Source organism: Streptomyces sp. NPDC088746 (genome assembly GCF_044751065.1).
Taxonomy (GTDB): Bacteria; Actinomycetota; Actinomycetes; order Streptomycetales; family Streptomycetaceae; genus Streptomyces.
On the sequence record NZ_JBIVLA010000005.1, the window covers coordinates 360,108 to 385,317 of the forward strand.

The 25,210-nt window shown below is 72.8% G+C and carries 21 protein-coding genes and 1 pseudogene; 9 read left to right on the forward strand and 13 right to left on the reverse strand.

Going from position 1 to position 25,210, the window contains the following annotated elements:
* Positions 1-543 precede the first annotated feature (543 nt).
* Positions 544-1,384, reverse strand: a pseudogene (locus ACIP63_RS23965) (rod shape-determining protein).
* 142 nt (positions 1,385-1,526) lie between these two features.
* The gene (gene ligA / locus ACIP63_RS23970; RefSeq protein WP_401519003.1) at positions 1,527-3,623 is read right to left on the reverse strand and encodes an NAD-dependent DNA ligase LigA; all 2,097 of its coding nucleotides are present in this window, start codon (positions 3,621-3,623) and stop codon (positions 1,527-1,529) included.
* A 236-nt stretch (positions 3,624-3,859) separates the two neighbouring features.
* Between ligA and ACIP63_RS23975 the strand changes: the two genes are divergently transcribed.
* The 3 genes from ACIP63_RS23975 (at position 3,860) to ACIP63_RS23985 (ending at position 6,573) form a co-directional block, all read left to right on the forward strand.
* Positions 3,860-4,795 carry a DUF1996 domain-containing protein gene (locus ACIP63_RS23975; RefSeq protein WP_401519006.1) on the forward strand — a complete coding sequence of 312 codons (936 nt, stop codon included), beginning with the start codon at positions 3,860-3,862 and terminating at the stop codon, positions 4,793-4,795.
* 84 nt (positions 4,796-4,879) lie between these two features.
* Complete coding sequence (locus ACIP63_RS23980) at positions 4,880-5,467, forward strand: DUF305 domain-containing protein (RefSeq protein ID WP_401519009.1); 588 nt, start codon at positions 4,880-4,882, stop codon at positions 5,465-5,467.
* Positions 5,468-5,517: 50 nt separating this feature from the next.
* Positions 5,518-6,573, forward strand: a complete 1,056-nt coding sequence (locus ACIP63_RS23985; RefSeq protein WP_401519010.1) for a LacI family DNA-binding transcriptional regulator — start codon at positions 5,518-5,520, stop codon at positions 6,571-6,573.
* A 13-nt stretch (positions 6,574-6,586) separates the two neighbouring features.
* On the opposite strand, the gene ACIP63_RS23990 is transcribed toward ACIP63_RS23985, so the two are convergent.
* Complete coding sequence (locus ACIP63_RS23990) at positions 6,587-8,896, reverse strand: phage holin family protein (RefSeq protein WP_401519013.1); 2,310 nt, start codon at positions 8,894-8,896, stop codon at positions 6,587-6,589.
* Positions 8,897-9,165: 269 nt separating this feature from the next.
* Here ACIP63_RS23990 and ACIP63_RS23995 point away from each other — a divergent pair, with 269 nt between their 5' ends.
* Positions 9,166-9,942, forward strand: coding sequence for an MBL fold metallo-hydrolase (locus tag ACIP63_RS23995; RefSeq protein WP_401519014.1), 777 nt, complete (start codon positions 9,166-9,168; stop codon positions 9,940-9,942).
* Complete coding sequence (locus ACIP63_RS24000) at positions 9,939-10,559, forward strand: DedA family protein (protein WP_401519015.1); 621 nt, start codon at positions 9,939-9,941, stop codon at positions 10,557-10,559. The genes ACIP63_RS23995 and ACIP63_RS24000 overlap by 4 nt, the downstream gene beginning before the upstream one ends.
* A 27-nt stretch (positions 10,560-10,586) precedes the next feature.
* On the opposite strand, the gene ACIP63_RS24005 is transcribed toward ACIP63_RS24000, so the two are convergent.
* The 4 genes from ACIP63_RS24005 to ACIP63_RS24020 all read right to left on the reverse strand — a co-directional run bounded on the left by ACIP63_RS24005 (position 10,587) and on the right by ACIP63_RS24020 (position 14,597).
* Positions 10,587-11,609, reverse strand: a complete 1,023-nt coding sequence (locus tag ACIP63_RS24005; protein ID WP_401519018.1) for an MBL fold metallo-hydrolase — start codon at positions 11,607-11,609, stop codon at positions 10,587-10,589.
* A 13-nt stretch (positions 11,610-11,622) separates the two neighbouring features.
* Positions 11,623-12,861: an aminotransferase class I/II-fold pyridoxal phosphate-dependent enzyme gene (locus ACIP63_RS24010; RefSeq protein WP_401519020.1), complete on the reverse strand. Its 1,239-nt coding sequence runs from the start codon at positions 12,859-12,861 to the stop codon at positions 11,623-11,625.
* Between the two features lie 117 nt (positions 12,862-12,978).
* Positions 12,979-13,827 (reverse strand): SMP-30/gluconolactonase/LRE family protein, encoded by an 849-nt coding sequence (locus ACIP63_RS24015; protein WP_401519022.1) that lies wholly within the window; start codon positions 13,825-13,827, stop codon positions 12,979-12,981.
* On the reverse strand, positions 13,824-14,597 hold the full coding sequence (locus ACIP63_RS24020; protein ID WP_104783834.1) for an IclR family transcriptional regulator: 774 nt from the start codon (positions 14,595-14,597) through the stop codon (positions 13,824-13,826). Before ACIP63_RS24020 ends, ACIP63_RS24015 begins: the two co-directional genes overlap by 4 nt.
* 214 nt (positions 14,598-14,811) lie before the next feature.
* Here ACIP63_RS24020 and ACIP63_RS24025 point away from each other — a divergent pair, with 214 nt between their 5' ends.
* From ACIP63_RS24025 to ACIP63_RS24035, 3 genes are all read left to right on the forward strand, one after another.
* Complete coding sequence (locus ACIP63_RS24025) at positions 14,812-16,308, forward strand: bifunctional phosphatase PAP2/diacylglycerol kinase family protein (RefSeq protein WP_401519023.1); 1,497 nt, start codon at positions 14,812-14,814, stop codon at positions 16,306-16,308.
* Positions 16,309-16,417: 109 nt separating this feature from the next.
* Entirely contained in the window at positions 16,418-17,227 is an 810-nt protein-coding gene (locus ACIP63_RS24030; protein WP_401519026.1) for a class I SAM-dependent methyltransferase, read from the forward strand.
* Positions 17,228-17,288: 61 nt separating this feature from the next.
* Positions 17,289-17,642: a VOC family protein gene (locus ACIP63_RS24035; RefSeq protein ID WP_401519027.1), complete on the forward strand. Its 354-nt coding sequence runs from the start codon at positions 17,289-17,291 to the stop codon at positions 17,640-17,642.
* Positions 17,643-17,647: 5 nt separating this feature from the next.
* Here ACIP63_RS24035 and ACIP63_RS24040 read toward each other — a convergent pair whose 3' ends face one another.
* From ACIP63_RS24040 to ACIP63_RS24050, 3 genes are all read right to left on the reverse strand, one after another.
* Positions 17,648-18,553: an arginase family protein gene (locus tag ACIP63_RS24040; RefSeq protein WP_401519029.1), complete on the reverse strand. Its 906-nt coding sequence runs from the start codon at positions 18,551-18,553 to the stop codon at positions 17,648-17,650.
* A gap of 138 nt (positions 18,554-18,691) precedes the next feature.
* Entirely contained in the window at positions 18,692-19,732 is a 1,041-nt protein-coding gene (locus ACIP63_RS24045) for an NAD-dependent epimerase/dehydratase family protein (protein WP_401519032.1), read from the reverse strand.
* Between the two features lie 28 nt (positions 19,733-19,760).
* Positions 19,761-20,945, reverse strand: coding sequence for an alcohol dehydrogenase catalytic domain-containing protein (locus ACIP63_RS24050; protein ID WP_401519033.1), 1,185 nt, complete (start codon positions 20,943-20,945; stop codon positions 19,761-19,763).
* Between the two features lie 291 nt (positions 20,946-21,236).
* Here ACIP63_RS24050 and ACIP63_RS24055 point away from each other — a divergent pair, with 291 nt between their 5' ends.
* A complete protein-coding gene (locus tag ACIP63_RS24055) occupies positions 21,237-21,692 on the forward strand; it encodes an SRPBCC family protein (protein WP_401519036.1) in 456 nt (151 codons plus the stop codon).
* Between the two features lie 32 nt (positions 21,693-21,724).
* Here the strand turns inward: ACIP63_RS24055 and ACIP63_RS24060 are convergent, their stop codons facing one another.
* The 3 genes from ACIP63_RS24060 to ACIP63_RS24070 all read right to left on the reverse strand — a co-directional run bounded on the left by ACIP63_RS24060 (position 21,725) and on the right by ACIP63_RS24070 (position 25,098).
* Positions 21,725-22,813: a glutamate--cysteine ligase gene (locus ACIP63_RS24060; protein ID WP_401519039.1), complete on the reverse strand. Its 1,089-nt coding sequence runs from the start codon at positions 22,811-22,813 to the stop codon at positions 21,725-21,727.
* 146 nt (positions 22,814-22,959) lie between these two features.
* Entirely contained in the window at positions 22,960-23,193 is a 234-nt protein-coding gene (locus tag ACIP63_RS24065; RefSeq protein WP_401519042.1) for a DUF1049 domain-containing protein, read from the reverse strand.
* Between the two features lie 111 nt (positions 23,194-23,304).
* The gene (locus tag ACIP63_RS24070) at positions 23,305-25,098 is read right to left on the reverse strand and encodes a CocE/NonD family hydrolase (protein ID WP_401519044.1); all 1,794 of its coding nucleotides are present in this window, start codon (positions 25,096-25,098) and stop codon (positions 23,305-23,307) included.
* Positions 25,099-25,210: the final 112 nt, after the last annotated feature.

Genomic DNA, 25,210 nt, shown 5'->3' on the forward strand with positions numbered 1-25,210 from the left:
AGGGACCCGCGCCCAGTGCTCCCGGCGCGATGCCCCGAGGCAGGGGGAGGCCCTGCGGGCGCGGTGGCAGGGCGCCGTGGCCGGGCGGGGGGACGTGGTGCGGGGCGTGGGGGCGGTCGGCGCCCGCACGCGGCACCGGACCGACGGCGCGATCGGCGATGTGCGCGGCCGGGGTGGCGGCGTACGCGGCGCCGGGGACGGCATGCGCGGCGGGGTCGGAGGGCGCGGGAAGTGTGGTTCCGGCGGCGGCCGGCGCGCCACCGAGAAGGGTCAGGACGGTGAGGAGCAGCGCGGCGAGAAGGTGCCGCGCCTCGTGGGGTGCTGGACCGCGCGGCCGCGGGTTGATACCTCGCGTGCTGTGCGGGCGTGGGCCCGGTGTCCGCGTGGCGTGCGGCCCTGGGCCCGGTGTCCGCGCGCCATGCGGCCGGGGGTCCGGTGTCCGCGCGTCATGCGGCCGGGGGTCCGGTGTCCGCGCGTCATGCGGTCGCGTGCCGTGCGGCGCCCTCGGGGGCGCGTTCCCCCGGGGTGCCCCCGGGAGGGGGCTCACCTCAGCCGGACCGGACGGAGGGACACCGCGCCCGCAGCGGAGCGGGCCGGCACGGAGTCCAGGATCAGTGCGGCGCCCCGCACGACGGCGGTAGACGGGTCGGGGGCGATGCGCACCGGCGCACCGAGGCAGCCCGCGATCAGATCGGTGACGTCGTGGCGGAGCGCTCCGCCACCGGTGAGCACGGGCCCACGGCGCAACGCTCCGCGCACCGCGCCGTGCTGGTCCTCACGCCACATGGACGTGATCATATCGAGGACGCCGCGGACGAGTTCCTCCGCCGGCGTCCGCGGTTCGAGATCGCTGAGTCCCACATCGGCCTGGCGGGCGTCGACGACCCTTCCGTCCACGAGCAGGGCGACTTCGGTCAGCTCGGCACCCATGTCGACGACCAGCACGGGACCGCTGCCCGACAGGCCGGCGGACGCGGCCACGGCGCTGGCGCTGTTCAGGACCAGCGTCCCGGACGCGCCCAGAGCGGCGAGGAGTTCCCCCGCCAGCCGTGCGGTGTTCCCGTCCGGCCAGGACCGGGTGGCTCAGCACGATCACGCTGTCCTGCCGGTGGTCGCCGAGCGCGGTGTCGGTGAGGCGGCCCAGCAGTTCGGCGCAGGACGCCGCGTCGACGATGCGCCCCCGCCGGACCGGCCGGCCGGCATGGTCCTCCCACCCGGCCGGTCCACCGGCGACAAGGCCCCGCCCCGGGACCCAGGCACGGGCCCCGGAGCTTCCCAGGTCGATGGCCAATCCCCTGACGGGACCGGGACGGTGCGCCGCGCCTGCGACCCGCTGCCGGAGGACCGGCCGGCCGCGCCGCCGTCCGTCACGCGAAGAACGCATCGGGCCCTCACCCTCAGGTCTGCCGCCCCGCCTGACTCGCCGACCGCCGATAGCGAGGCATGATCGAGCCCTCACTATGCAATACAAGGCATGGAAACGCCACTCTCTTGAGCATTCCAAGGCAGGGATCCGCGTGTACCTTTCACGCCTCCGGGGCGAGGTAGCTCTCGACCAGCTCGGCGAACTCCTCGGGCGCGGCTATCCGGACTCCCAGATCCTCGGCCTTGGTCCGCTTGGACCCCGCCTTCTCGCCGGCGACCAGCAGGCTGGTCCGCTTGGAGACACTGGAGGAGGACTTCCCGCCGGCCCGCTCGATCAGCTCGTTCATCTGATTGCGCGAGAGCTTCTCAAGCGCTCCGGTCATGGCTCCGGTGACCACGACCGTCATCCCGGTGAGCGGCAGGCCGGCCGCCGCCCGGTCCTCGGCTCCGTCCTCCGGCTCGGCACCGGGCTCCGGCGGAGGAGTCGCACCGGGTTCGGTCATGTTGACGTCCGCGGCCACCAGCTTGCCGATCAGCGGGGCCAGCTCGGCGAGCTCCGTGACGACAGCCGCGGCCTTCTCCTTGCCGATTCCGTCGACCTGCTGCAACGCCTCGGCGTCCGCAGCGACGATCCGGTCCATCGAGGCGAAGTAGCGGGCGATCCGGCGGGACATGGAGCGGCCCGTGCCCCGCACACCGAGGGCGCAGAAGACGCGGGACAGCGGACGGGTCCTGGCCGTCTCGATGGCCGCCAGCAGATTGTCGGTGGAGGTCTCCCCCATCCGCTCCAGCGAGAGCAGCTGGTCCCGCTCCAGCGTGAAGAGATCGGCGAAGTCCTGGACGAGGCCGGCGTCGACGAGCTGGACGACCCGTGTCGCGCCGAGCCCCTCGATGTCGAGCTGGTCACGGCCCGCCGCGTAGGAGATGGAGGCGACCAGGCGGCAGTCGCGGCCCCGGACGCAGCGCCAGCGCTGCTCGCTCATGTCGATCTCCGACCCGCACCGGGGGCACACCTCGGGGAACTCGACCGGCTTCTCCTCACCCGACCGCAGATGTGCGACCGGGGCCTCGATACGGGGGATGATGTCGCCCGCCTTGTAGACCATCACGTGGTCGCCCAGGCGCAGATCACGGCGCGTGATGTCGGCCGGGTTGTGCAGTGTGGCGTAGCTGACGGTGGATCCGTCGATCTCGACGGGCTCCAGCACCGCACGGGGCGCGATGATGCCGGTCCTGCCGACGTTCCATTCGACGCCCAGCAGCCGGGTGACCTTCTCCACCGCCGGGAGCTTGTAGGCGATGGCCCAGCGCGGCGCCCGCGTGCCCGATCCCGCGTCGCGCTGGTCGGCCGCCAGGTCCGCCTTGATCACGATGCCGTCGATCCCGAACGGCAGGGACGCGCGCAGGGCCGCGATGTCCTCGACCCCGGCCTGCACCTCCTCGACCGTGGTGACGGTGCGCGGGGCGACCGCGGTGTCCGCGGCCGTGTGCACGCCGAGCCCCGCGACGTACTCCAGGACCTCGCTGTGCGGGAGTTCGGCCAGGGTGGCGGTCAGCTCGCCGGACTCGGCCAGCGCGAGCGCGCCGTACGCGAAGAAGGTCATCTCCACGCGGTACGGACGGTCCTTCGCCCGCAGGGTGCCCGCCGCCCCGTTGCGAGGGTTGGCGAAGGGAGCGGCTCCGTGCTCCGTGCGCACGGTGTTGGCCTGCTCGAACTGCTCGTCGGTCATGAGGATCTCGCCGCGCACCTCCAGGGTGACGGGAGCCCCGAGCCGCTCGGGCAGGCCGAGCACCGTACCGATCGCGTGCGAGACGTCCTCCCCGGCCGTCCCGTCGCCTCGGGTGATCAACCGGTCGAGGCGGCCCCGTCGGTAGCGTGCGGCGACCGCGAGACCGTCGAGCTTCGGCTCCACGCTCCAGGCGGCGACACACCTGCCTATACGCCGCTCCACGGAGGCGGTCCACGTGACGAACTGCTCGGCGGAGAAGACATTGTCCAGCGAGAGCATCGGAACGGTGTGCGGCACGTCCCCCGAGGCCGCCCCGCCCGCGACCTTCCCGGTCGGCGAGGCGTCCAGCACCTCCTGCGGGTGCTCCTCCTCGTAGGCCGCGATCCCGCGCACCAGGCGGTCGTACGCGTCGTCGTCGAGCGTGCTCTCACCTGTGGCGTAATACGCGGCGGCGGCACGCTCGGCTTCTTCCACAGCGGCCGCGTAGGCGGCGGTGTCGGCGAGCACACCGACTGAGTTCGTCGTCATGACCACCATCCTGCCGCCCACCACTGACAACGCCCTCCGGCCACCACCTGGAGCCATCGCCGAGAGAGCGCTCTCCCATGATCGATTCCAGCAACTCCGTTTAAGCGGCAGGAATTTGAGGCCTCCACGCGAAGTCTTGACATGCTTGCATCACACTTCTACGTTCCATGAGAGAGCGCTCTCTCCTCGGCCGGACAACCGGTCGGAGGCCCCCCACTTCTCGGAACTGGAGTGCCGTGCTCTTCCTCAGCAGACGTAAGCCCGGACGCCGCGGACGCGGAACCCTCCCGCCGTGGCGCTACCGGATCGCGGGGCTGGCCGCCGCCGCCCTGGCCCTGTCCCTCGTCCAGGCCACCGCGGGAAACGCGGCCGGTGACCGGACCGCACAGCCCGGGCCGAAGGCCGCGGCCGACGTCGTCCGGGTCGCCGAGTTCCTCGCGGAATGCCCCTACACCCACCGCGCTCCCGACGATCCGATCGTGCTGCCCAACCTCCCCGGCGCCTCGCACATGCACAGCTTCTTCGGCAACGACACCACCAACGCCCATTCCGACCTGGCCTCGCTGGAGAAGGGCCGCACCAGCTGCTCACCCACGACCGACCTGTCCTCGTACTGGGTCCCCACGCTCTACGACGGCGACAAGGAGGTGGAGCCCACCGGCACCACCTTCTACTACCTGGGCGAGGGGGTGCGGGACGACATCATCCGTACGATCAAGCCGTTCCCCCGGGGCCTGCGGATCGTCGCGGGCAACGCGAAGGCGACCGGCCCCGACGACAACACCATCTCGCGCTGGTCGTGTCTGCACCACGGTGAGGTCAACCCTTCCCACGACTTCGTCAACTGCCCGGCGGGCTCGATGCTGGAGAGTTACCTCGACTTCCCCCAGTGCTGGAACGGCACCGACCTCGACTCCCCCGACCACAAGAGCCACATGGCCTATCCGGTGGGCGGTGCCTGCCCGTCGACCCACCCGGTCCCGGTGCCCAAGCTGCGCCAGGTCCTGCGCTATCCGGTCAACGGTGACCCGGCGCGGCTCCGGCTGGCCTCGGGGCGCGGTTACACGATGCACGGCGACTTCTTCAACGTGTGGCCCGAGGCCGAGATGGCGCAGCGGGTGCGCGACTGCATCAACGCCATCATCAAGTGCGGCGCCGACGGCACCCCCTGATCAGCCGTGGGTCCTCTGTCCACCGGTGCCTGTCCGGGTCCACGCGGCCCGGGCAGGCGCCCCTCGCGCAAGGAACACCTGTCGATGCCGGTTCGTCGCACCGCGGCGCTGCTTCTCCTGCTCGCCGTCCTAACCTCGTGCGGCCGGGACGGAGTACGGCCTCCGGAATCCCGGCCCGTGCCCTCGCGTACGACGGACGGTGCCGCCTCCTCCGCGGACCCGACCGACTCCGCCTGGGTCCAGTTGATGATCCCGATGGACCAGCAGGCCCTGATTCTGCTGGACCTCGCGGCGGAGAAGGCCACCGTTCCCCGGCTGCGGGACTGGGCCTCCCGCCTGCGGGCCGCCCAGAACACCGAACTGGCGGCGCTGCGGGGGCTGCGGGACCGGATGGGGCTGCCGGACACCGACCTGCACAAGGGCCACGACATGCCGGGCATGGTGACGGCCGAGGACCTCGAGGACGCCCGTACGGCCGAGGGGGCGGCCTTCGACCGCCTGCTGGTGGAGCAGATCCGCGACCATCTGCGCCAGTCGGAACAGGTCTCGCGCTCGGAGGTTTCGGCGGGCGGCCGGGAGGAGGCCAAAGCGCGGGCCAGGGAGCTCATCACCGCGCGTGCGGCGCAACTGACCGCCCTGACGGCGCTGGACGCGGGCAAGCACGCCCCCTGACGTGCCGGAAGCCTTCGCGTGCCCGTCGGATCACCTTGTATAAAGACTGCATGACTGCCGACGTATCGCCGCCCGTACGCCCCGCCACCTTGGAGGACGTGGCCGCGGTGGCGGGCGTCTCCCGGGCGACCGTGTCCCGTGTGATCAACGGCGCGACCACGGTGGACCCGGCGTTGCGGCGGGTCGTGGAGGAGGCGGTGTCCGCCACGGGCTACGTCCCCAACCGTGCGGCACGTTCGCTGGTGACCCGGCGCACCGATTCGATCGCCCTGGTGGTGTCCGAGCGTGAACGGCGCCCGGTCTCCGAGCCGTTCATCGGCCGGATGTTCTCCGACCCGCACTTCGGACGCGTGGTCGGCGGGCTGATGGACGTGCTGCGTCCCGCCGGTATCCAGATGGTGCTGATGCTCTCCGACGACGAGGTGTCCCGGAATCAGCTCCTGTCGTATCTCCGCCAGGGACACGTCGACGGGGTGGTGCTGATCTCCTCGCACGCCGACGACCCGCTGCCCGGGCTGCTCCACGACACCCGGCTGCCCGCCGTGCTGGCCGGCCGGCCCCGGCGGCCCTCGCCGCTCACCTACGTCGAGGCGGATCAGCGGGCGGGGGCCCAGATGGCGGCCGACCACCTGGCGGCCCTGGGCCGGCGGCGTATCGGGACGGTGGCGGGCCCGCAGGACATGCCGGCGGGGCAGGTGCGTCTGACCGGCTTCCTGGACGCGCTGGAGCAGCACGGCATCGGGGACGTGGTGACCGCCGAGGGAGACTTCACCCAGTCGGGCGGGGCTTCGGCGATGCGCCGGCTGCTGAGTGAACGGCCGGATCTGGACGCTGTGTTCATCGCCTCGGACCTGATGGCGCTGGGCGCCCTGCCCGTGCTGCTCCGGGCGGGCAAGGATGTGCCGGGGGACGTGGCGGTGGTGGGTTTCGACGACAGCAACGCGGCGGTGGCGTGCGATCCGCCGCTGACGACCGTGCGTCAGCCGGTGGAGGAGATGGCCTCCGAGATGGCCCGGCTCCTCCTGAAGCAGATCGGCAAACCGGGCGCCGGCCCCGCACCCTCCGTGGTCTTCCACCCGACCCTGGTGCGGCGCGAGTCCGCCTGAGGCCCGGGGCCTCTCACCCGCGTGGGCCCGGGACGGCGTCGCCGGGGTCCGGGGCATCGGCACGGACAGGGACGCCCGTGCCGGCCGGTCCCTCCGACCGCGGTCCGACCGGGAACGGTTGTCCGTCCGGCAGCGGTTGTCCGTCCGGGAACGGTTCGTCCACCCGCACCGCCCCGGTGAAGCCCTCCTGCCGCAGCGGCACCTGGGGCCCGGACAGCTCCCTCAGCCAGCGTGCCAGCACCCGGTGCACCGCCTCCGCGCCCACCGGACCGGCCTGAGGAACGCCCACCGGACCGGCCTGAGGAACGCCCGCCGGACCGGCCGGGGACGCCCCCCGGAGAGCATCCGCCGCCACGGCGTCGAGGGGGTCCGTCAGTGTCCGCGGCCACAGCAGGAACGGCCGCGACTGTTCCCCGCCCAGTCCGCCGTGCGAGCCGATCTGCTCCTCGAAGGCGTGTACGCGGCCGGTCTCCGGGTCGTACATCGAATTGACCATGACGTCGGCGACGTGCGGGAAGCCGTCGGTCCGCCGCACCGCGTCCGCCGCACCGGCCCCGAAGACGGCCAGCGGACCTTCCCCGTCCGTCAGCTCCGCCACCGGGACCTCCGCCCCGCCGGGCCCGAGCACCACCGACCCGTGCCTCTGGCTCCGCACGAGCAGGAAGCCGATCCCCGGGTGGGCGGCGAGCGTGCCGAGCAGTGCGGGGTAGCGCCGGTCGAGCTGCTCGCGCGTGGCCCGCCCCTCGATGTCCGGGAACGACAGCAGCCCGAGATTTCCGGAGGCGAGCACCACCGGGTCGGAGGTCTTGGCCGGGTGCTCCGCCTCCTGCTCCCCGGCGACCGGCCTGTGCAGCGCGATGCGCACGGCGTCGCGGGCCTCGGAGGCACTGCGGGTGCGCTGAGCGCTGCGGGGCACGGGCAGCCCGCAGCCGGCCCGTACGAGGTCCTTGAGTGTGAGGCCGTAGCGTCCCGCGAAGGTCTCCCCCGGGCTCTGGCCGTGGTCGGACAGCAGCACGATCCGGTAGTCGCGCGGGGTGTGGTCGGCGATCTTGAGGATGAGCCCCAGCGACCGGTCGAGCCGCGTCAGGACCTTCTCCGCGTCCCTGCTGAACGGCCCGGAGTGGTGGGCCACCTCGTCGTAGGCGACCAGGTCGGCGTAGACCGCGGTGCGCCCCGCGAACATGTCGCCGATCACCGCGGCGACCACCACGTCGCGTTCCACGACGGTCGCGAAGGCCCTGATGAAGGGGTAGAGCCCGCCGCGCTTGACCCTGGGGGTCTCCTTCCGCACCCGTGCCCGGACGGACTGGCCGATCTCGCGGCCCACCTCGGCGACGAAGGACAGGGCCGTACGGACCGCGTTGGCCGGATCGGAGAAGTAGGCGAAGTAGCCGGCGCGCGAGCGGCGCCCCTTGCCGAGCCTGGCTGCCATCGACAGGACCAGGGCGAGCTGGTCCGCGCCGCCGCTGAAGAGGTTGCCGCGGCTGGCGCCGTCGACGGTCAGCAGGCCGCCGTCGTGGGTGCGGGCGATGGCCCTGCGCTGCAGTTCGAGTGCGCTCGCCGGTCTGCTGGAGACCATGACGGTGCCGGTCTCCTTCTCGAACCAGCGGAAGGCCGGCACGTCGAAGTTGCTGCCGTGCAGGATGCCGAGCTGGCTGGCGCCGGTCTGGCTCGACCAGTCCGTGGTCCACGGGGTGAGCCGGTGGCCCGCCTCGTCGGAGAGCAGACCGGCCACCGTCGGCATGAGTCCGTCGGCCGCGGCCCGCTCGAGTACGTCGTGGCCCACACCGTCGAGCTGGACGAACACGATCCCGGGCGGGCCGCCACGGCCGCCGTCCGCGGTCTGCGGCACGCCGCTGCGTCTGCGGCGCCGGTCCGCGAGGCGGGAGAGTCTGCGGCGGTAGGCGTCGTCGTCACGGACCGCGAGGGCCGTGGAGGTCGCGGAGGCGACGGCCGACATGACGGCGGCCACGACGACGGCGGTCTCGGGGTTGGCGTCCCCGCGTCCGTCCGGGATGAGCCGCAGGGCGATCAGCAGCAGCGAGCCGTTGAGGAAGAAGACCAGGGCGCCCAGCACCAGGGCGGGCACGATGAGCAGTGATCTGACGAGCACCGGCCACACCAGGGCGGACAGCAGCCCGAAGGCGCCCGCGCCCCAGGCCGCGGTGAAGGCGGTCCTCGTGACGGTGTCCCCGTCGTCGGCCTGGAGCTGGAAGTCCGGGAGGATCCCCGCCAGCGCCAGCATGGTGAGGGTGGAGACGGCCCACACCGAGATCACGCGTATGAGGGTTCCCCCCGCCCTGCGCCATCGCCCGTCACTCACGCCGTTCCACCTCACGTCCGGGCCCCCTGTTCGGCATGGGCCCGCATCAAGCCTGTCATAGCCGTTCCGGGATCTTCCCAGGCCCCGGGCCCTCTCCGGGGCTCCGATGCCGGCCATGACCCTACCCCTGCGGTAGCCCTCCGTAATCGCCCGCAGGTACGCCGGGCCGGGCGCGAAGGAGCACTCCGGCGTGGGAGGAGCGCGGAGCGCCTACTCTCGTACGGGTACGAGTACGGAGCCGGCGGGGGCGGGAACGAGGAGGCAGGGCGGTGGAGGTCACCTGGTGGGGTCATGCCACCTGCACGATCGAGGACACCGGAGTCCGGGTGCTGACCGACCCTCTGTTCGCACGGCGCTTCGCGCATCTGCGCCGGCGCCGGGGCGAGGTCCCGCCGCCGGAGGCCGCGGTCGCCGACGCCGTCCTGATCTCCCACCTGCACTCCGACCATCTGCATCTCCCCTCCCTGGCCCGCCTGGCCCCCGGCAGCCTGCTGATCGTGCCCCGTGGCGCCGTGGGGGCCGTCCCGGGCCTCCGGCTGCTGCGCCGGGCGCGCGGGCTGCGGATCTCCGAGGTCGCGCCGGGGGACGTGGTGCGGGTCGGCGAGGTCCTGGTCCGGGCGGTCCCGGCCCTGCACGACGGGCGCCGGCTGCCGGTCGGCCCGCGCCGGGTGCCCGCTCTCGGGTACGTCGTCGAGGGCGAGGCCCGCACCTATTTCGCGGGGGACACCGGGCTCTTCGAGGGCATGGCCGACGCGGTGGGGCCGGTGGACGTGGCGCTGCTTCCGGTGGGCGGCTGGGGACCCAATCTGGGCCACCACCATCTGGACGCGGCCCGCGCCGCTCAGGTGCTCACCATGCTGGAGCCGCGGTCCGCGGTGCCGGTGCACTACGGCACGTACTGGCCGATCGGGATGGACGGGGTCAAGCCGCACGAGTTCCATGCGCCGGGCGACGAGTTCGTGCGGCAGGCGGCGCGGGTGGCACCGGAAGTGGCGGTGCACCGGCTGGGGCACGGCGAGCATGTGAGGCCGGAGGCCCGTAGGTGATAGAGGAAGTGCTGGGGCAGCTGCCGACGGAGTCGACGCAGCAGGCCGTCGGCTATCCGTCGCTGTTCCTGCTCGTGGCGCTGGGGTCGCTGGTGCCGGTGGTGCCCACGGGGGCGCTGGTGAGTACGGCGGCCGTGGTGACGCTCCACCAGACGTCACCGTTCGCGCTGCTCGTGGTGTTCGCCGTGGCGTCGGCCGCGGCGTTCCTCGGGGACATATGCCTGTACTGGCTGGGGAAGCGCGGGGTGCGGTCCAAGAACGGCTCGAAGTGGCTGGAGGCGATCACCAGCAGGGCCGCTCCGGAACGGCTCGCGCAGGCGCAGCGGAAGCTGGACGAGCACGACACGATGGTGCTGGTCCTGTCCCGGCTGGTGCCGGCCGGCCGCATACCGGTGATGCTGGCCTGTCTGCTCGGTGAGATGCCGCTGCGCCAGTTCGCCCGTGGCGACGTACCCGCGTGTCTGGCCTGGGCGGCGACGTACCAGCTGATCGGGATCCTCGGCGGTTCGCTGTTCGCCGAGCCCTGGGAGGGCGTGCTCGCGGCGGTCGTGCTGACGCTGCTGATCAGCGGGACGCCGGCGCTCTGGAAGCGGCTGCGGGCACGGATGGCCGACTGAGTCTCCGGTGGGCGGGCGGGGCACCGGTCAGGCTTCCAGGACGCGTGAGGCGCCGACCGGCAGGTCCCAGAGGTCGGCGCGCGGGTGTCCGGCCCGCTGCCAGGCGGTACGGAGCCTGGTGAGCGGTTCGAGGACCGGCTCGGCGGAGAGCAGGAACGTCGCCCAGTGCATGGGGGCCATGGCGCGGGCCCCGAGGTCCTCGTACGCCTGCACGGCCTCCTCAGGGTCGGTGTGGACGTCCGAGAGCCACCAGCGCGGTTCGTACGCCCCGATCGGCAGCATCGCGAGGTCCAGGCCGGGATAGCGGAGGCCGATCTCCTTGAACCAGTGGCCGTAGCCGGTGTCCCCCGCGAAGTAGAGCCGCCGTCCCTGTGCGTCGCCGAGCACCCAGCCTCCCCACAGGGACCGGCAGGTGTCCAGGAGGGTGCGCTTGGACCAGTGGTGGGAGGGCACGAAGTCGAACCGGACTCCGCCCAGTTCCACCGACTCCCACCAGTCGAGCTCGGTGACGCAGGTGAAGCGGCGGCGCCGGCACCAGCGGCCGAGACCCGCGGGGACGAGGAGCGGGGTGTCCCTCGGGAGTCTGCGGAGCGTGGGGGCGTCCAGGTGGTCGTAGTGGTTGTGGCTGATGAGGACCGCGTCGACGGGCGGCAGTGCCTCCCAGGGGACTCCGACGGGGGTGATCCTGGCGGGGGTGCCCAGGATGCGCCGCGACCAGACGGGGTCGGTGAGGACGGTGAGCCCCCCGATGCGGACGATCCAGCTGGCGTGTCCGGCCCAGGTCACCGCTGTCGTGCCGGTGTCCGTGACCGGGAGCGGCTGGGGGGCGTACGGCAGCCGGTGTACGCCCCGGAGTCCCTCGGCGTTGGGCCGCAGGGCACGCTCCCTGGCCAGACGGGTCATGCCCCTGACACCCGGGAGCGGCGCGGTGAGTCGGTCGGCGAAGCTGCGGGGCCAGGTCCGCAGCTCACCGATGCGGCGCGGAGCGTCGACGGGACGGCTGGGGGCGCGGCCGGCTCCGGCGAACGGACGCTCGGTCTGTTCCGTCATCGAGAGGCTCCTGTCATCGGAGTTCATCGAGGGCTGCTGCGAAAATGCTCAGTGCTCGGGCGACATGGGGCAATTTCAAGGGCTCCACCGCAGTGAGGGACTCCGTCTGCTGCTCCGGGGTTGAGCCGAGGAGCGGTCCGGTGCTCAGCCGCACCCGCAGCGCTCCCAGTTCGTCCCCGAACCGGTGCCCGCCGGGAGCCGGGGCGCCGAGCCGTTCCGTCAGGTATTCCTCCAGCTCCATGGAGTCCGTGACGCCCCGGGCGGCCAGCCGGGTGCGCAGCGGTCCGAGATCGGCGTAGAGGTGGCGGCCGGCCTGCGGCGGCCTGGCGAGGGCGCCGGCGGTGAGCACGGCGCGGTGTGCGGCGGAGGCCACGTGGGACTGGAGGTGCGCCGCCTGCCGGATCCTGGCCGTGACGGCCTCGGGTTCGCCCAGCGCGTGGGCGGCGGCCCGGGCGACCGGCTCCGCGACGAGGGCGCCGAGCGCGGTGAGGATGTCGAGGACCCGGGCGCGGCGCGCGGCGGCGCGCGCGGTGGGCGGGAAGCGCGCGACGGCCACCGGCCAGGCGGAGGGGGTGAGCGCCCCGGCCAGGTCGGAGAGCACGGTGACGTCGTCGGGGCACATCTCGGCGGGGCTGAGGAGGACGGTGTCGTGGGGCCGGTGGAGGGTGTCGCGCCAGGTCTCGTCGCTGACGATGTGCAGCCCTTCCGAGACGGCGGCCTCGCACGCCTCGCGGACCAGTTCCGGCGGGGCGAGGGTCGCGGTCGGGTCGTCGGCCACGGAGATCAGGAGCAGCCGGGGCCTGCCGCCCTCGGCGCGCACCCTGCGCACGGTCTCCAGCAGGGCGTACGGGTCGGGGATGCCGCCGCACTCGGCGGGCGTGGGCACGTGGTAGGCGGGCCGTCCCAGCAGCCGTGCCTGGGGCATCCAGGTGGCGGGGCAGGGCCGGGGCATCAGCACGTCGCCGCCGTGCGCCGCGATGAGTGCGAGGAGGAGCGGCTGGGCACCCGGGGCCGCCGCGATGCCCTCGGGGCCGCCGTGGAGGCCCCGACGCTCCCAGTAGCCCCGGGCCGCCTCGCGCAGGATCGTTCCGCCACCGGGCGGCTCGGGGCGGGTCCGCGCGGCCGACGCGGCCAGTACGCCGGCGAGCTCGGGCAGGACGGGGAGGCCGGGGTCTGGGGCGGGCGGCCCGTACCGGACGGGGCCGTGGTCCTCCCCGGGCGGGCGGGGCTGCCGCCGCTCGCTCCAGTGCATCCCGGGGCCTCCCTCCGCCTGCGTCCCACTGGCCCCTTTATACGGAGGTTCCCCGGGGTCCGCCCGCGCACCGGCCCCGGAGGCGGCAGAAATACGCACGCCGTCCACCCGCCCCGCTCATCCGGCGAACGGCGTCCCCGGCAGCCCCTGCCCCATGTCCGGCAGCACGAGCAGGGAGCCCGACAGCGGGTGCGGGGAGTCCAGGCCCGTCCGGGCGGTGGACACGTACAGGTCGCGGAGGCCGGGCCCGCCGAACGCGCACGCCGTGGGCCGGCGGACCGGGAGGGCCACGACCCGGTCCACCCGGCCGTCGGGGGTGTAGCGCCGGATCGCCGCGCCGTCCCAGAAGGCGGCCCACACGCAGCCGTCGGCGTCCACCGTCAGCCCGTCGGGCCACCCGGCGCCCTGCTCGATCTCGGCGAGGGGGCGCCGGTTCAGGACGCGCTCCCCGTCCACGTCGAAGACGTCGATGCGCCGCGTGGTGGTGTCGACGTAGTACATGAGGCGGCCGTCGGGGCTCCATCCGGTGCCGTTGCTGACGGTCACCGAATCCAGGGCCCGGCTGACCGTGCCGTCCGGGGCGATGCGGGACAGGGTGCCGCCCCCCTCCGCCTCGTCGTAGCGCATGGTGCCCGCCCAGAGGGCGCCGTCCGGTGCCACGGCCGCGTCGTTGCCCCGCCGGCCGGGGACGGGGTCGTGGACCAGCCAGGAGAAGGCACCCGCCGCGTCGTACAGGCCCGCTCCGTCCCGCAGGACGACCACGAGGCCGCCGCCGGCCCGGGGTTTCGCCGCCCCGACGTGCTGGCCTGTGGCCATGACCGTGCGGCGGCCGGTCGACGGGTCATAGGTGTGGACGCGGGCCGAGAGGATGTCGACCCAGATCAGCCGCCCGGTGGCGGGGTCCCAGGTGGGGCCTTCACCCAGCTCGGCCCGCTCACGCACGGCCACTTCCAGGGCCGGCCTCATATCTGCGGCCGGTGGTGTCCGAGCCGGCCGGACAGCGCGTCGGCACCGCCCGCCGCGAGCTGGGCGAGTTCCGCCTCGCGCTCCTCGCTCCAGCGGATCATCGGCACCGAGATGGAGAGCGCGGCGACGACACGGCCGGAGCGGTCCCGGACGGGCGCGGCCACACAGCTCACGTCCGGGTTCGACTCCCGGTGCTCCACCGCGATGCCCCGCTTGCGGACGACGGCGAGGGCCTCCCGCAGCTCCGTGGCGTCGGTGAGGCTGTTGTCGGTCATGGCGATGAGCTCGCGTCCGTCGAGGCGGGCGTCGAGCTCCGCCTCCGGAAGTGCCGCGAGGAGCAGCTTGCCGACGGAGGTGCAGTGCGCGGGCAGCTTCCGGCCGGCGGCCGAGACCATGCGGACGGCGTGGGTGGAGTCCACCTTGGCGATGTAGATGACCTCGGTGTCCTCCAGGATCGCCACGTGTACCGTCTCGCCACAGGTCTCGGCGACCTCACGGGCCACCTGCTGCCCCTCGGCCGCCAGGTCGAGCTGTTCGGCGTAGCGGCTGCCCAGCTGGTAGGTGCGCACGCCCAGCCGGTAGCGGCCCGGCTGCTCCGGGACCGTGACCAGATAGGACCGCGCGGCGAGCGTGGTGAGCAGTTCGTGCACGGTGGTACGCGGCAGTTGGAGCTTGCGGGTGACCTCGGGGGCCGAGAGCGTTCCTTCGCCCTGGAGGAAGAGCTCGAGAACATCCAGCGCCCTGGTCACCGCAGGGACGAGTCGTCCCATGATCGCCCGCCAATCTCGTTCGACACTCCGGTCAATGACCGGAATCACGAACGCAGGCTAGCGGCAGGAATCTTGTCCGGGCAATGTCCTCGGCGCCCCGGAGTGGGCGGGGCGGGGACGATTCCCCGCATCTCTCCCGATTCCGCGGGATTCGACGGGGCTCGCTGTGCGCGCCTCCTGGTTCACCGCCCGGCCGCAGGGTATTCGCTGTCCCATGTCGACAACGAGCAGCTTCTCCTCCCCCGGCCGCTGGCGGGCGTGGTTCCACCAGCGAGATCTCGCCGCGTTCCAGCGCGTGGCCGAAAGACACTGGCCCGGCGCCGAACCGGTCCTGCCACGGCTGAGCCGCAGCGCCAACCACGGGCTGCTGTGGTTCGGAGCCGCCGCGGGCATGGCGGCGCTGGGCTCCAGCGCGCGGTCCCGCAGGGCGGCACTGCGCGGGGTCGCCTCGCTGGCCGTCGCCTCGGCGGCCATCAACACCGTGGGCAAGGGAGCGGTGCGCAGGGAGCGCCCGATAGTGGATCTGGTTCCGGTCATAAGGCAGCTGAAGCGGCAGCCGTTCACCACGTCCTTCCCGTCGGGGCACGCCGCGTCCGCGGCGGCCTTCGCGACCGGCGTCGCCATGGAGTCGAAGGGCTGGGGCGCGGTCGTCGCCCCGGTGGCGGCGGCAGTGGTGGCCTCCCGCGTCTACACCGGGGTCCACTATCCGAGCGATGTGCTGGCCGGTGCGGCGCTCGGCGTCGGAGCCGCGTTCGCACTGCGGGGCGTCGTACCGACCCGTGGGCAGCTCCCTGCCCCGGGCCGCCCGCCGGCCGAGGCCCCCGCGCTGGCGGCGGGCCAAGGTCTCGTGGTGGTCGTCAACCGGGAGTCCGGCTCCGCGACCGCGGCGGCGACGATGATCCGCGACGCGCTGCCGCTCGCGGAGACGGTGGAGTGCGCTCCCGCCGATCTGCCGGGATGCCTGGAGAAGGCGGCGGGGCAGGGCAAGGCCCTGGGTGTCTGCGGAGGCGACGGTACGGTCAACATGGCGGCGGCCGTCGCGGCGACCCACAGCCTGCCGCTCGCCGTGTTCCCCGGCGGGACTCTCAACCACTTCGCGTACGACCTCGGCATCGAGACCGTGCAGGACACGGTCACGGCGTTGACCACGGGCGACGCGGTCCGGGTCGACCTGGGCCGCTTCCGGCCCGGGCCGCACGGACCGGGCGGGGCGCACGGCTACTTCCTCAACGCCTTCAGCCTGGGCGTGTATCCGGAACTCGTGCGGACCCGGGAGCACTGGGCCCCCCGGATCGGCGGCTGGCCCGCCGGGGTGCTCGCGGCCTTCGAGGCGCTGCGCGGTTCGCGCCCGCTGACGGCTGAACTCCAGGGGAAGCGACGGCCGTTGTGGCTGCTCTTCATCGGCAACGGGCTGTTCCAGCGGGTGGGCCCGGCCCCGGGCCGCCGCCACAATCTGGCGGACGGCCTGCTGGACGTACGCGTGGTGCACGGCGGCCGCACCCCCGGACTCCGACTGCTCGCCGCAGCGATCGCCGGACCGCTCAGCCGGTCGCCCGTCCACGCCGCGGTACGGCGCCGCAGGGTGCGGCTCGCCGGTCTCGCGCCGGGGACGCCCTACGCGTACGACGGCGAAGTGGCCCATTCCGGGACGGAGTTGCTGATCGACAAGCTGCCCGAGGCGCTGACAGTGTACTGCCCGATGCCGGTGTAGCGGGAGACCACCGACGACCACATCATGAGACGCCTATCTCAGGATGCGACATCGCGGCGTACCGTCGACTCATCGCCTGCGACTGAGGTCCGAGAGAGGACGTACGGCCATGCCGAAAGAACCAGCGGTCTACACACACGGCCACCACGAGTCGGTGCTGCGCTCGCACCAATGGCGCACCGCCGCCAATTCGGCGGCCTACCTGATCGGCGAACTCCGCCCGGGCCAGGCGGTTCTGGACGTGGGCTGCGGGCCGGGCACCATCACGGCGGACATCGCTGCCCTGGTGGCGCCCGGCCGGGTGACGGCGGTCGACACCAGCAGCGAGGTGCTGGAGCGTGCGGCGCGGAACGCCGCCGAACGCGGCGTCGGCAACGTGGAGTTCACCACGGCGGACGTCCACGCCCTGGACTTCCCCGACGACTCCTTCGACGTGGTCCACGCCCATCAGGTGCTCCAGCACGTCAGCGATCCGGTGCTGGCGCTGAGCGAGATGCGGCGGGTCTGCCGGCCGGGCGGCGTCGTCGCGGCCCGCGACAGCGACTACGCGGCCATGACCTGGTTCCCGGAGGTGCCCGGGATGCGGGAGTGGCTGGAGCTGTACGGCCGGGTGGCCCGCGCGAACGGCGGCGAGCCGGACGCCGGGCGCCGGCTGCTCTCCTGGGCGCGGCAGGCGGGTTTCACCGACATCACCCCGACAGCGGCGGCCTGGTGCTTCGCCACCCCGGAGAACCGCGCCTGGTGGAGCGGCCTGTGGGCGGACCGCACGACCGCGTCCGTGTACGCGAAGCTGGCGGTGGAGGGCGGGCACGCGAGCGCCGGAGAGCTGACGGCCATCTCGGAGGCCTGGCGCGCATGGGGCGAGGAGCCCGACGGGTGGTTCATGGTGCCCCACGGCGAGGTGCTCTGCCGGGCGTGATCCGCGCAGCGGCGCCGGGAACCGATCACATCCGGCGGGGTCGGCAACTACCCTCGTGTGCATGGAGATCCTGGGAACCACGCTGCGTATCTGTGTAAACGACCTGGAGGCCGCGGTGGCCTTCTACGAGGGCCTGACCAGCACTCCGGCACAGCGCTTCGAGCGCGGCGGGGTCTCGGTTGCCGCGATCGGCTGCTTCCTGCTGATGAGCGGCCCCGAGTCGCAGCTGGAGGTGTTGCGCAAGGTGTCGGCGACCATCGCGGTCAAGGACGTCGACGAGGCGCACGCGGCGCTGACGCGGGTGGGCGCGAAGGTCGTCGCGGGCCCGGTCCCCACCCCGGCGGGCCGCAATCTGATCGCCCTGCACCCGGACGGCTCGGTTTTCGAGTACGTCGACCGGAACGTGCCCGCCTGACGTGTTCAGCCCGTCGGCTCCTCGGCGAACGCGCCGACGACCAGGTCGGTGAGCAGCGCGCCGGCTGTGCCGTCCGGGTCCAGATCGGGGTCGTAGATCGTCACGTTGAGACCGACGCAGCGCGGTGACCGGACCAGGGTCCGCAGGATCGTGGCGAGTTCGTCGGGGAACAGGCCTCCGTCGTCGGGGCTGTCGACGGCGGGCATGACGGCCGGGTCGAGCACATCGGCGTCGAGGTGCACCCAGAAGCCGTCGAGGACGGGGACCTCCAGGGTCTGCACCACGGCGCGGGCGATGTCGGCGGGCCCCCATTCCCTGATCTCCCCCACCGTCGCGTTGGAGATCTTCAGCGCGGACATCTCGGCGCGGTCCTCGTCCTGGTCACGCATGCCGAAGAGCCGGATGTCCTCGTCCTTGAGGTACGGCCCCAGCCCTTCGAGGTCGGTGAGATCGGCCTGCCCGCGTCCGGTGGACAGGGCCAGTTCCTCGCCGCCCGCCGCGCCGATCCGGTCGCTGTTGCCCGGGTGCCGGAAGTCCGCCGAACCGTCGATCGCGGCGAGCCCGTACCGTCCGATGCGGCGCAGGGCGAGGGTGGCGCCGAGCTGGATGGAGCAGTCGCCGCCGAGGACGACCGGGAACTCACCGGCCCTGACGTGCCCCTCGATGCGGTCGGCGAGGGTCCGGGTGTAGCGGGCGATCGCGGCGGCGTTGAAGACGCCGTCGCCCTCCTGCCAGTCGCCGCGGTCGTAGCGCGGCGGTACGACGACACCGCCCTCGAACGCTCCGAGCCGCTGCACGATCCGCTGCTCACGGAGCGCGCCGGCCAGTTTGTAGCAGCCCGGGACGGTCCCGGGGGCGGGGGGCCGCAGCCCGAGGTTCGAAGGGGCGTCGAGGACCACGAGTGTGCGCATGCGGCCCATCCTCACCGCTCCGGCCCATGCGTGTCTCCCCGATCCGTGAAGGGCCGGCTCAGCCGGGGAACCGGGAGGCCGGAACCAGACCCTGACGCCCCGTCACCTCGGAGGGCTGCCCGGCAGAGACCGGTGCGTTCACCGCCACCGGCTGCCTGCCAGCGGGGCGGTGTCCTCCCCCTCGCCACGGGAGACTCCGCGCAGAAAGGCGGTCAGCGCCTCGGTCGCCGAGTACGCGGGCCGCCAGCCCAGTTCCTCCCGGGCCCGGGCACTGTTCATGACCGGGAGCCGCAGCACGGCGTCGAACAGATGCGGGGAAGCGGGTACGGCATGGGCCCGCCACGCGGCGGCCAGGGCGCTCCGCACCAGTGCCGTCGGGGCGTGCACGACACGGGCACCGAGCAGTTCGCCGAGCTGCCGGGCGTCGGTCACGGAGTCCGCGGCAAGATTGAAGGCGCCCCGGACGTCGTTCGTGACGGCGAGCCGGTACGCCTCGGCAGCGTCATCCGTGTGCAGCACCTGGAAGCGCAGCCCCTTCAGATCGGGGACGAACGGCAGCAGGTCGGGGCGGAGCAGGGCTCCCGGCAGATGGCGGCCGCCGAAGATCCGGCGCTGTTCGCTCGCCGCCGTCCTCTTGAACAGGAACCCCGGGCGCATACGCACCACCCTGATCCCGGGGTTCCGCAGCTCGTAGGTGTCCAGTACGCGTTCCAAGTAGGCCTTCTCCCGGCAGTACGCCGCATCGGGCCACCCGTGCGTGGGCCACTGCTCGTCCACCCCCGGCTCCTGCTTCGGCCCGGGCGAGTAGGCGCCCACCGACGAGGCGTGGACCAGCACCGGCACGCCCGCGTCCCGGACCGCGCCGAAGACCCGCAGTGAGCCCTCGACATTGCTCCGCCAGGTGACGACGGGGTCGTGCGTGGGCTGGAAGCGCCAGGCCAGATGGACGACGGCGTCGGCGCCGGCCAGGTGTTCCGCCAGCCTTCGTGGACTGTCGCCGTGTTCGAGATCCACCGTGCCCCACTCCACGCCGGGCACGGCGAGCTCCGGCCGCCGTCGCGCCAGGCCGAGGACCGAGGCCACGGAGGGGTCGTCCGCCAGGGCCCGCACGACACTGGTCCCCACGTTTCCGGTGGCGCCGGTGACCACGACGCGCAGGCCCCGGGGTGCGTTCGTCATCGCTCCTCCTGCCACGGGTCGAGGTCGGTCACGGCCTGAGCAGGGTCTTCACCATGCCGTCCGCCTTCTGCTGGAAAGTCTCGTACGCCTTCGGCCCGTCGGCCAGCGGGAGGTGGTGGGTGGCGAAGCCGTCCACCCCGAGCGGATCGTCGTCGACGAGCAGCGGCAGGAGGTCGGGCACCCAGTTCCTGACGTTGGCCTGCCCCATCCGCAGCTGGATCTGCTTGTCGAACATCTTGAGCAGTGGCAGCGGGTCCACGGCGCCTCCGTAGACGCCGGAGACGGACACGGTGCCGCCCCTGCGCACCACGTCGATCGCGGTCAGCAGGGCGCTGAGGCGGTCGATGCCCGCGCGCTCCATGAGCGGGCGCGCCGCCTTGTCGGGCAGCATGCCCACGGCCCACTGCCCCGCCTTGGCCACGGGCGCTCCGTGCGCCTCCATGCCGACGGCGTCGATGACGGCGTCCGTGCCGCGTCCGTCGGTGAGATCGCGCACGGCGTCCGGGAGGTTCTTGCCGTACTCCCGCAGGTCCAGGGTCCGGACGCCCCGCGCGGCGCTCCGCTGAAGGCGGTCGGAGACCAGGTCCACGCCGATGACCAGGCCGGCGCCCCGGTGCAGGGCAATCCGTGCCGCCATGTCGCCGATCGGGCCGAGCCCCAGGACCGTCACACTGCCGCCGGGGGGCACGGCCGCGTACTCCACGGCCTGCCAGGCGGTCGGGAGGACGTCCGACAGATAGACGAACCGGTCGTCGGGCGGGCCGTCCGGGACCTTGACCGGCAGGGTGTTGCCGAACGGGACGCGCAGCAGCTCGGCCTGTCCGCCGGGCACCTGCCCGTAGAGCTTGGTGTATCCGAAGAGGGCGGCGCCGCTCCCGTACTCACGGACCTGGGTGGTCTCGCACTGCGACTGGAGCCCCTGGTCGCACATGAAGCAGTCGCCGCAGGAGACGTTGAACGGGACCACGACGCGGTCCCCGCGCTTGACGGCGGTGACCTCGCGGCCCGTCTCCTCCACCACGCCCATCGGTTCGTGCCCGAGGATGTCGCCGGGCGCGAGATAGGGGCCGAGTACCTCGTACAGATGGAGGTCCGATCCGCAGATACCGCTCGACGTGATCCGGACGATGATGTCCGTCGGATCCTGGATCACGGGGTCGGGGACCGTCTCGACACGGACGTCCCGCCGTCCTTGCCAGGTGAGTGCGCGCATGCGCCCTCCTCAGTTCTTCGGGGTGGGTTCGCCGGCATGGTGCATTTCCGTTCTACTGCCCGCCCGCTCGGACGGTGAACAGGACTTCGGGCGGATCACCGGTGCCCGCGGCCGCACGGGCGCGGCGGCCCGCCGATGGGGCGGCCGGAGCCCCGTTAGGCCGTTCGGGTGAGTGCCGGGACGGCTCCGGCGGAGGCGGCTCCGACATGTCGGCTGCGGGTGGGGCACGTAGCATTTCCGGTGAAACCACCGCCGTTCCCGCCCGTCCGATGTCCGTGTGTGGAGGCGTCCATGGCCATTCGCCACCAGCTGATTCACCACCCGCCCCAGGCTCTGTGGTCGGTACTGGAACAACCGGAGCAGTACGGCCGATGGGTGGTGGGAACACATGACTCCCGCCTCCTGGAAGGCCGGTGGCCCGAGGTGGGCTCCTCCATCGAGTACACCCTGCGGCTCGGTCCCAAGGACTTCCAGGGCCGTACCACCGTGCGCCGTCTGGTACGGCCCGAAGTGCTGGAGCTGGAGGTGTACAGCGGGTTCCTGGGCACGGCGCGCATCGCGTTCGACATCCGCCCCTGGGGGGACGAGACCCTGGTGCTGCTCGACGAGCACCCACTGCAAGGGCTCGGCGGCACCCTGCACAACGTCGCCCTCGACGCGGTCCTCCAGATCAGGCACCGCACCATGCTGAAACGGCTGGCCGAGGCGGTCGACGCCGATGCGGAGGGCGGGCGGCCCGCCGGGTGACCGCCCGGGCCGCCCCGTGCACGCGCGGGCGGTCAGCCCCGGGTCCTGGCCGCGCACTCGGTCACGACGGTCCGGAGGCTGTCCGAGCCCCCCAGCAGCTCACGCTGGGCCCGGGACCCGGTCCCCCGCGCCAGCAGGGTCCGCAGCGCCTTGTCCGCCGCCGCGAAGTCACCGCTGTCCTCCAGCGCGTCACCCACATGGGTGAGCAGGGCGCCCGCGACGTCGGCGGCCGGCTCGGGGCGCATGGTGAGGGGATGGAGCAGCCGCCCCTCCATGCCCGAGCGGGCGGACTGCCAGGCGGCCATGCGGAGCGCGCTGACCGGGGCCGGGTCCGGCGGGTCACCGGCCCGCCAGGCACGCGCCGCCGTCTCGACCAGGCCGCGCACGAGCGTGGCGAGCAGCACGGTGTCCGCCGGGTCCAGGCACACGTCCGCGACCCTGACCTCCACCGTGGGGTAGCGGTGCGAGAGCCGCGCGTCGAAGTAGATCATTCCCTCGTCGCGCAGGACACCGGTGCCGACCAGCTGCCGGACCTGCTCGTGGTAGCGGTCCGCCGAGCCGAACACCTCCACCGGGCCGGCCGACGGCCAGCGGCCCCACACCCTGCTCCGGTAGCTGTCGTACGAGGTGTCCTGTCCCTGCCAGAAGGGGGAGTTCGCGCTCAGTGCCAGCAGGACCGGAAGCCAGGGCCGCATCCGGTCCAGTACGGCGACACCCTCCTCGTCCGACTCGACCGATACATGCACGTGGCACCCGCAGGTCAGCTGCTCCTGTGCGGTCAGGCCGAACCGCTCCGCCAGCCACCGGTACCGCTCGTCCTCCCCGATGGAGGGGCTGACCGGCAGCGGTGAGGTCGCCAGGGCCGCCACGGCGGCGCCGGCCTCGGCCGCGCTGTGCGAGGCCTCCGCCCGCCAGCGGCGGATCTCCTGCGCGAGGTCGTCCATCACGGCGCGTGGCTCGGTGGCGAACTCCAGCTGTTGGTCGTGCAGTTCGGACTCGAAGACGGAGTCCCCCTCGGCCCGGCGTTCCGCCAGGGCCAGCACCGCCGACGACAGCGCGCGGGCATCACCGCTTTCCGCGTCGACAAGCAGCAGTTCTTCCTCGACACCGACAGTCCGCACGTTCGCATCCTCCTCAGCCGCCCGCTGCCGTCCGGTACACGTAGCGGGTGATGAGACGCGCGTACCCCCGGCGACACCTTTCAGGCTGCCGCACCCAGTCCCGGTGGCGCGAGGACGGAGCGGGTGGCCGTGGTCCGGGCCCTCCCCTACCGCGCCGCCCGCCTGCGGAACAGATAGGCCCCGCAGAGCCCGCCCGCCAGGAAGACGCCCAGCAGTGCCGCCCAGAGCGGCATCGTGACCTTGGGGATGATGACGCGGATGGTGACCTCGGCGGTGTTCACGCAGATGAAGACGATCGCCAAGATCGCCAGCACGATGACGGCGATCCGGGCCGGCGCGAAGGCGCTCGTGGTGCCGCTCGATACGTCCTTGGGGCTCATGCGCTGCCCTTTCGCTCGTCCTGGTGCCGGGCCGGGAACGGCGGTCCCCGGACCCAGGATGGCGCCGTCCCGGGTCCGGGGAGCTGTGGAGCAGGGCCGTACGGGTGACGGTCAGCCGATGACGGGCAGCTCCAGTACGCCGGTGTCCTGCGGGGCGCTGACCACGGTGACCGGCTTGATGCCCCGGTTGCCGAAGTACGCCGTGTCGCTCGCGGCGATCACGAACCGCAGCCGGTGCCCGGTCTCGTACCGGTGCACGATGCCGGGCAGCTCGACGGTGAAGGCGCGGGTGACGTCGGGGACGCGGACGGGGGCGACCAGGCGGTTCACCAGCTTCTGGGTCCCGTCGGGCGCCACGTCGTAGACCTTCGCGAACAGGGTCAGCTTGTCCGCGGCGTCGCCGCTGTTCTGGACCCGCTCCGTCTTCGGGGAGACGACCTTCAGGGTGGCCTTGGGCGCGCCGACGACATCCACCGGCGTGGTCAGCGGCGCACTGGTCCAGCCGAGGTAGGTGCCCTTGGTGTCGTACGGCGCCGGGTCGGACAGCCCGATGAGTCCGGCGAGGGAGCTCTCGGAGTGACTGGTCGGCAGGAGCCAGTTGGTGTATTGCCGGCTGCCGCGCGTGACCTCGGAGCGGCTGTCCACCAGGGCGCCGTCACCGGAGAGGTACATGGTCCGGGACAGGGCGGGGACGGCGGCCGCGGTGCCGTAGCCGCTCTCCCAGTCGCGGTAGTAGGCGAACTCGGGTCCGGTGGCGGTGGACTCGTAGTGGTGGAGGTAGCGGTCGAACCAGGCGAGGATGCGCTGTCCGACGTAGCTGGTCTCCAGATTGCCCGTGGCCAGGTCGAGTTCGCCGGGCACGGAGCCGCCGCTGTGACCCCAGGCCTGCCAGATCATCTTCGTCGTGGTGCCCTGGGCCTCGAGTGCCCGGTAGGTGGCCGTGGCCTCGTTGAGGTTGAACAGACTGTCGGCCTGGCCCTGGACCAGCAGCGTGGGCGCGGTGACACCGGACAGGTAGGACGCCGGCGAGACGCTCCGCGCGTACGTCAGCATCTCCTCGGTCGCGTCGGCCGGATAGCGGCCGGAGTTCAGGAGACGGATTATGTCGCACGCCTGCGCGGCGAAGTGCAGACACCCGAGGCTGCCGAAGCGTGACGGGTCGAGGCTGGGGACGAGCAGCGGCTGGCCCTCGCCCATCAGGTAGAAACCGTTGGTCCACTGCCACTTGAAGACGCCGGGCGTGTCGGAGGAGACACCCCGGGTCGCTCCGGCGGCGTTCGGGGCGAGCGAGTACGCCAGGTCGTTCCAGGTGATCAGCGGGACGAGCGCGTCCACGCGGTGGTCGGCGGAGGCGGTCGCCATCTGGATGGCCCCGCCGTACGAGCCGCCGATCATGCCGACCACCGGGTCGCCGGGTGCGTCCGTGGTGACGTAGTCGGCCTTGGTGCCGTCGTCGGCGGCGCGGGTACCGGCGAGGAAGTCGAGGAGCCCGGAGGCCGCCTTGCCGTCGATCGCGGGGTCGTCGAGCGTGATGAGGCAGCCGGACTTGCCGAAGCCCAGCCCCGAGTAGACGAGTCCGACGTAGCCGCGTTCGGCGAAGGCCTTGCCGATGACGTCGGTGGAGCCGTCGGACTTGCTGCCGCCGAAGCCGTTGGTGGCGAGGACGGCCGGGGCCGGGTGCTGCGCGTCGACTCCGGCCGGCCGGTAGAGGTCGGCGTCGACCGTGCATGACCGGTCGCCGGCCCGCACGGTGAACTCCAGTGGGGTGACGGTGTACTGGTCGGCCGCGGACGCGGGTGGGGCGCCGGTCAGAGCGAGCGGGGCGAGAAGCGCCGCCCCGGCGAGCAGGGCGAGTGGACGGGGACGGCGGAATCTGGGCACAGCTCGCGACACATGGACCTCCACACCGAGGACACATTACCGACCGGTAAGTACCGGGCCAGGCCCATGGTGTGACACACCTCATACCGCTGTCAACGCACGTGGGCGGAGTTTTCCGGGACGGGCCCGCGACCGC

Coding starts and splice junctions, on each gene's coding strand:
- ACIP63_RS24045 (WP_401519032.1), bottom strand. CDS start 19,732: ATGACGAACGCACCCCGGGGCCTGCGCGTCGTGGTCACCGGCGCCACC.
- ACIP63_RS24065 (WP_401519042.1), bottom strand. CDS start 23,193: ATGAGCCCCAAGGACGTATCGAGCGGCACCACGAGCGCCTTCGCGCCG.
- ACIP63_RS24015 (WP_401519022.1), bottom strand. CDS start 13,827: ATGAGGCCGGCCCTGGAAGTGGCCGTGCGTGAGCGGGCCGAGCTGGGT.
- ACIP63_RS24050 (WP_401519033.1), bottom strand. CDS start 20,945: ATGCGCGCACTCACCTGGCAAGGACGGCGGGACGTCCGTGTCGAGACG.
- ACIP63_RS24040 (WP_401519029.1), bottom strand. CDS start 18,553: ATGCGCACACTCGTGGTCCTCGACGCCCCTTCGAACCTCGGGCTGCGG.
- ACIP63_RS24035 (WP_401519027.1), top strand. CDS start 17,289: ATGGAGATCCTGGGAACCACGCTGCGTATCTGTGTAAACGACCTGGAG.
- ACIP63_RS24030 (WP_401519026.1), top strand. CDS start 16,418: ATGCCGAAAGAACCAGCGGTCTACACACACGGCCACCACGAGTCGGTG.
- ACIP63_RS24025 (WP_401519023.1), top strand. CDS start 14,812: ATGTCGACAACGAGCAGCTTCTCCTCCCCCGGCCGCTGGCGGGCGTGG.
- ACIP63_RS23980 (WP_401519009.1), top strand. CDS start 4,880: ATGCCGGTTCGTCGCACCGCGGCGCTGCTTCTCCTGCTCGCCGTCCTA.
- ACIP63_RS23985 (WP_401519010.1), top strand. CDS start 5,518: ATGACTGCCGACGTATCGCCGCCCGTACGCCCCGCCACCTTGGAGGAC.
- ACIP63_RS24055 (WP_401519036.1), top strand. CDS start 21,237: ATGGCCATTCGCCACCAGCTGATTCACCACCCGCCCCAGGCTCTGTGG.
- ACIP63_RS24010 (WP_401519020.1), bottom strand. CDS start 12,861: ATGCACTGGAGCGAGCGGCGGCAGCCCCGCCCGCCCGGGGAGGACCAC.
- ligA (WP_401519003.1), bottom strand. CDS start 3,623: ATGACGACGAACTCAGTCGGTGTGCTCGCCGACACCGCCGCCTACGCG.
- ACIP63_RS24005 (WP_401519018.1), bottom strand. CDS start 11,609: ATGACGGAACAGACCGAGCGTCCGTTCGCCGGAGCCGGCCGCGCCCCC.
- ACIP63_RS24020 (WP_104783834.1), bottom strand. CDS start 14,597: ATGGGACGACTCGTCCCTGCGGTGACCAGGGCGCTGGATGTTCTCGAG.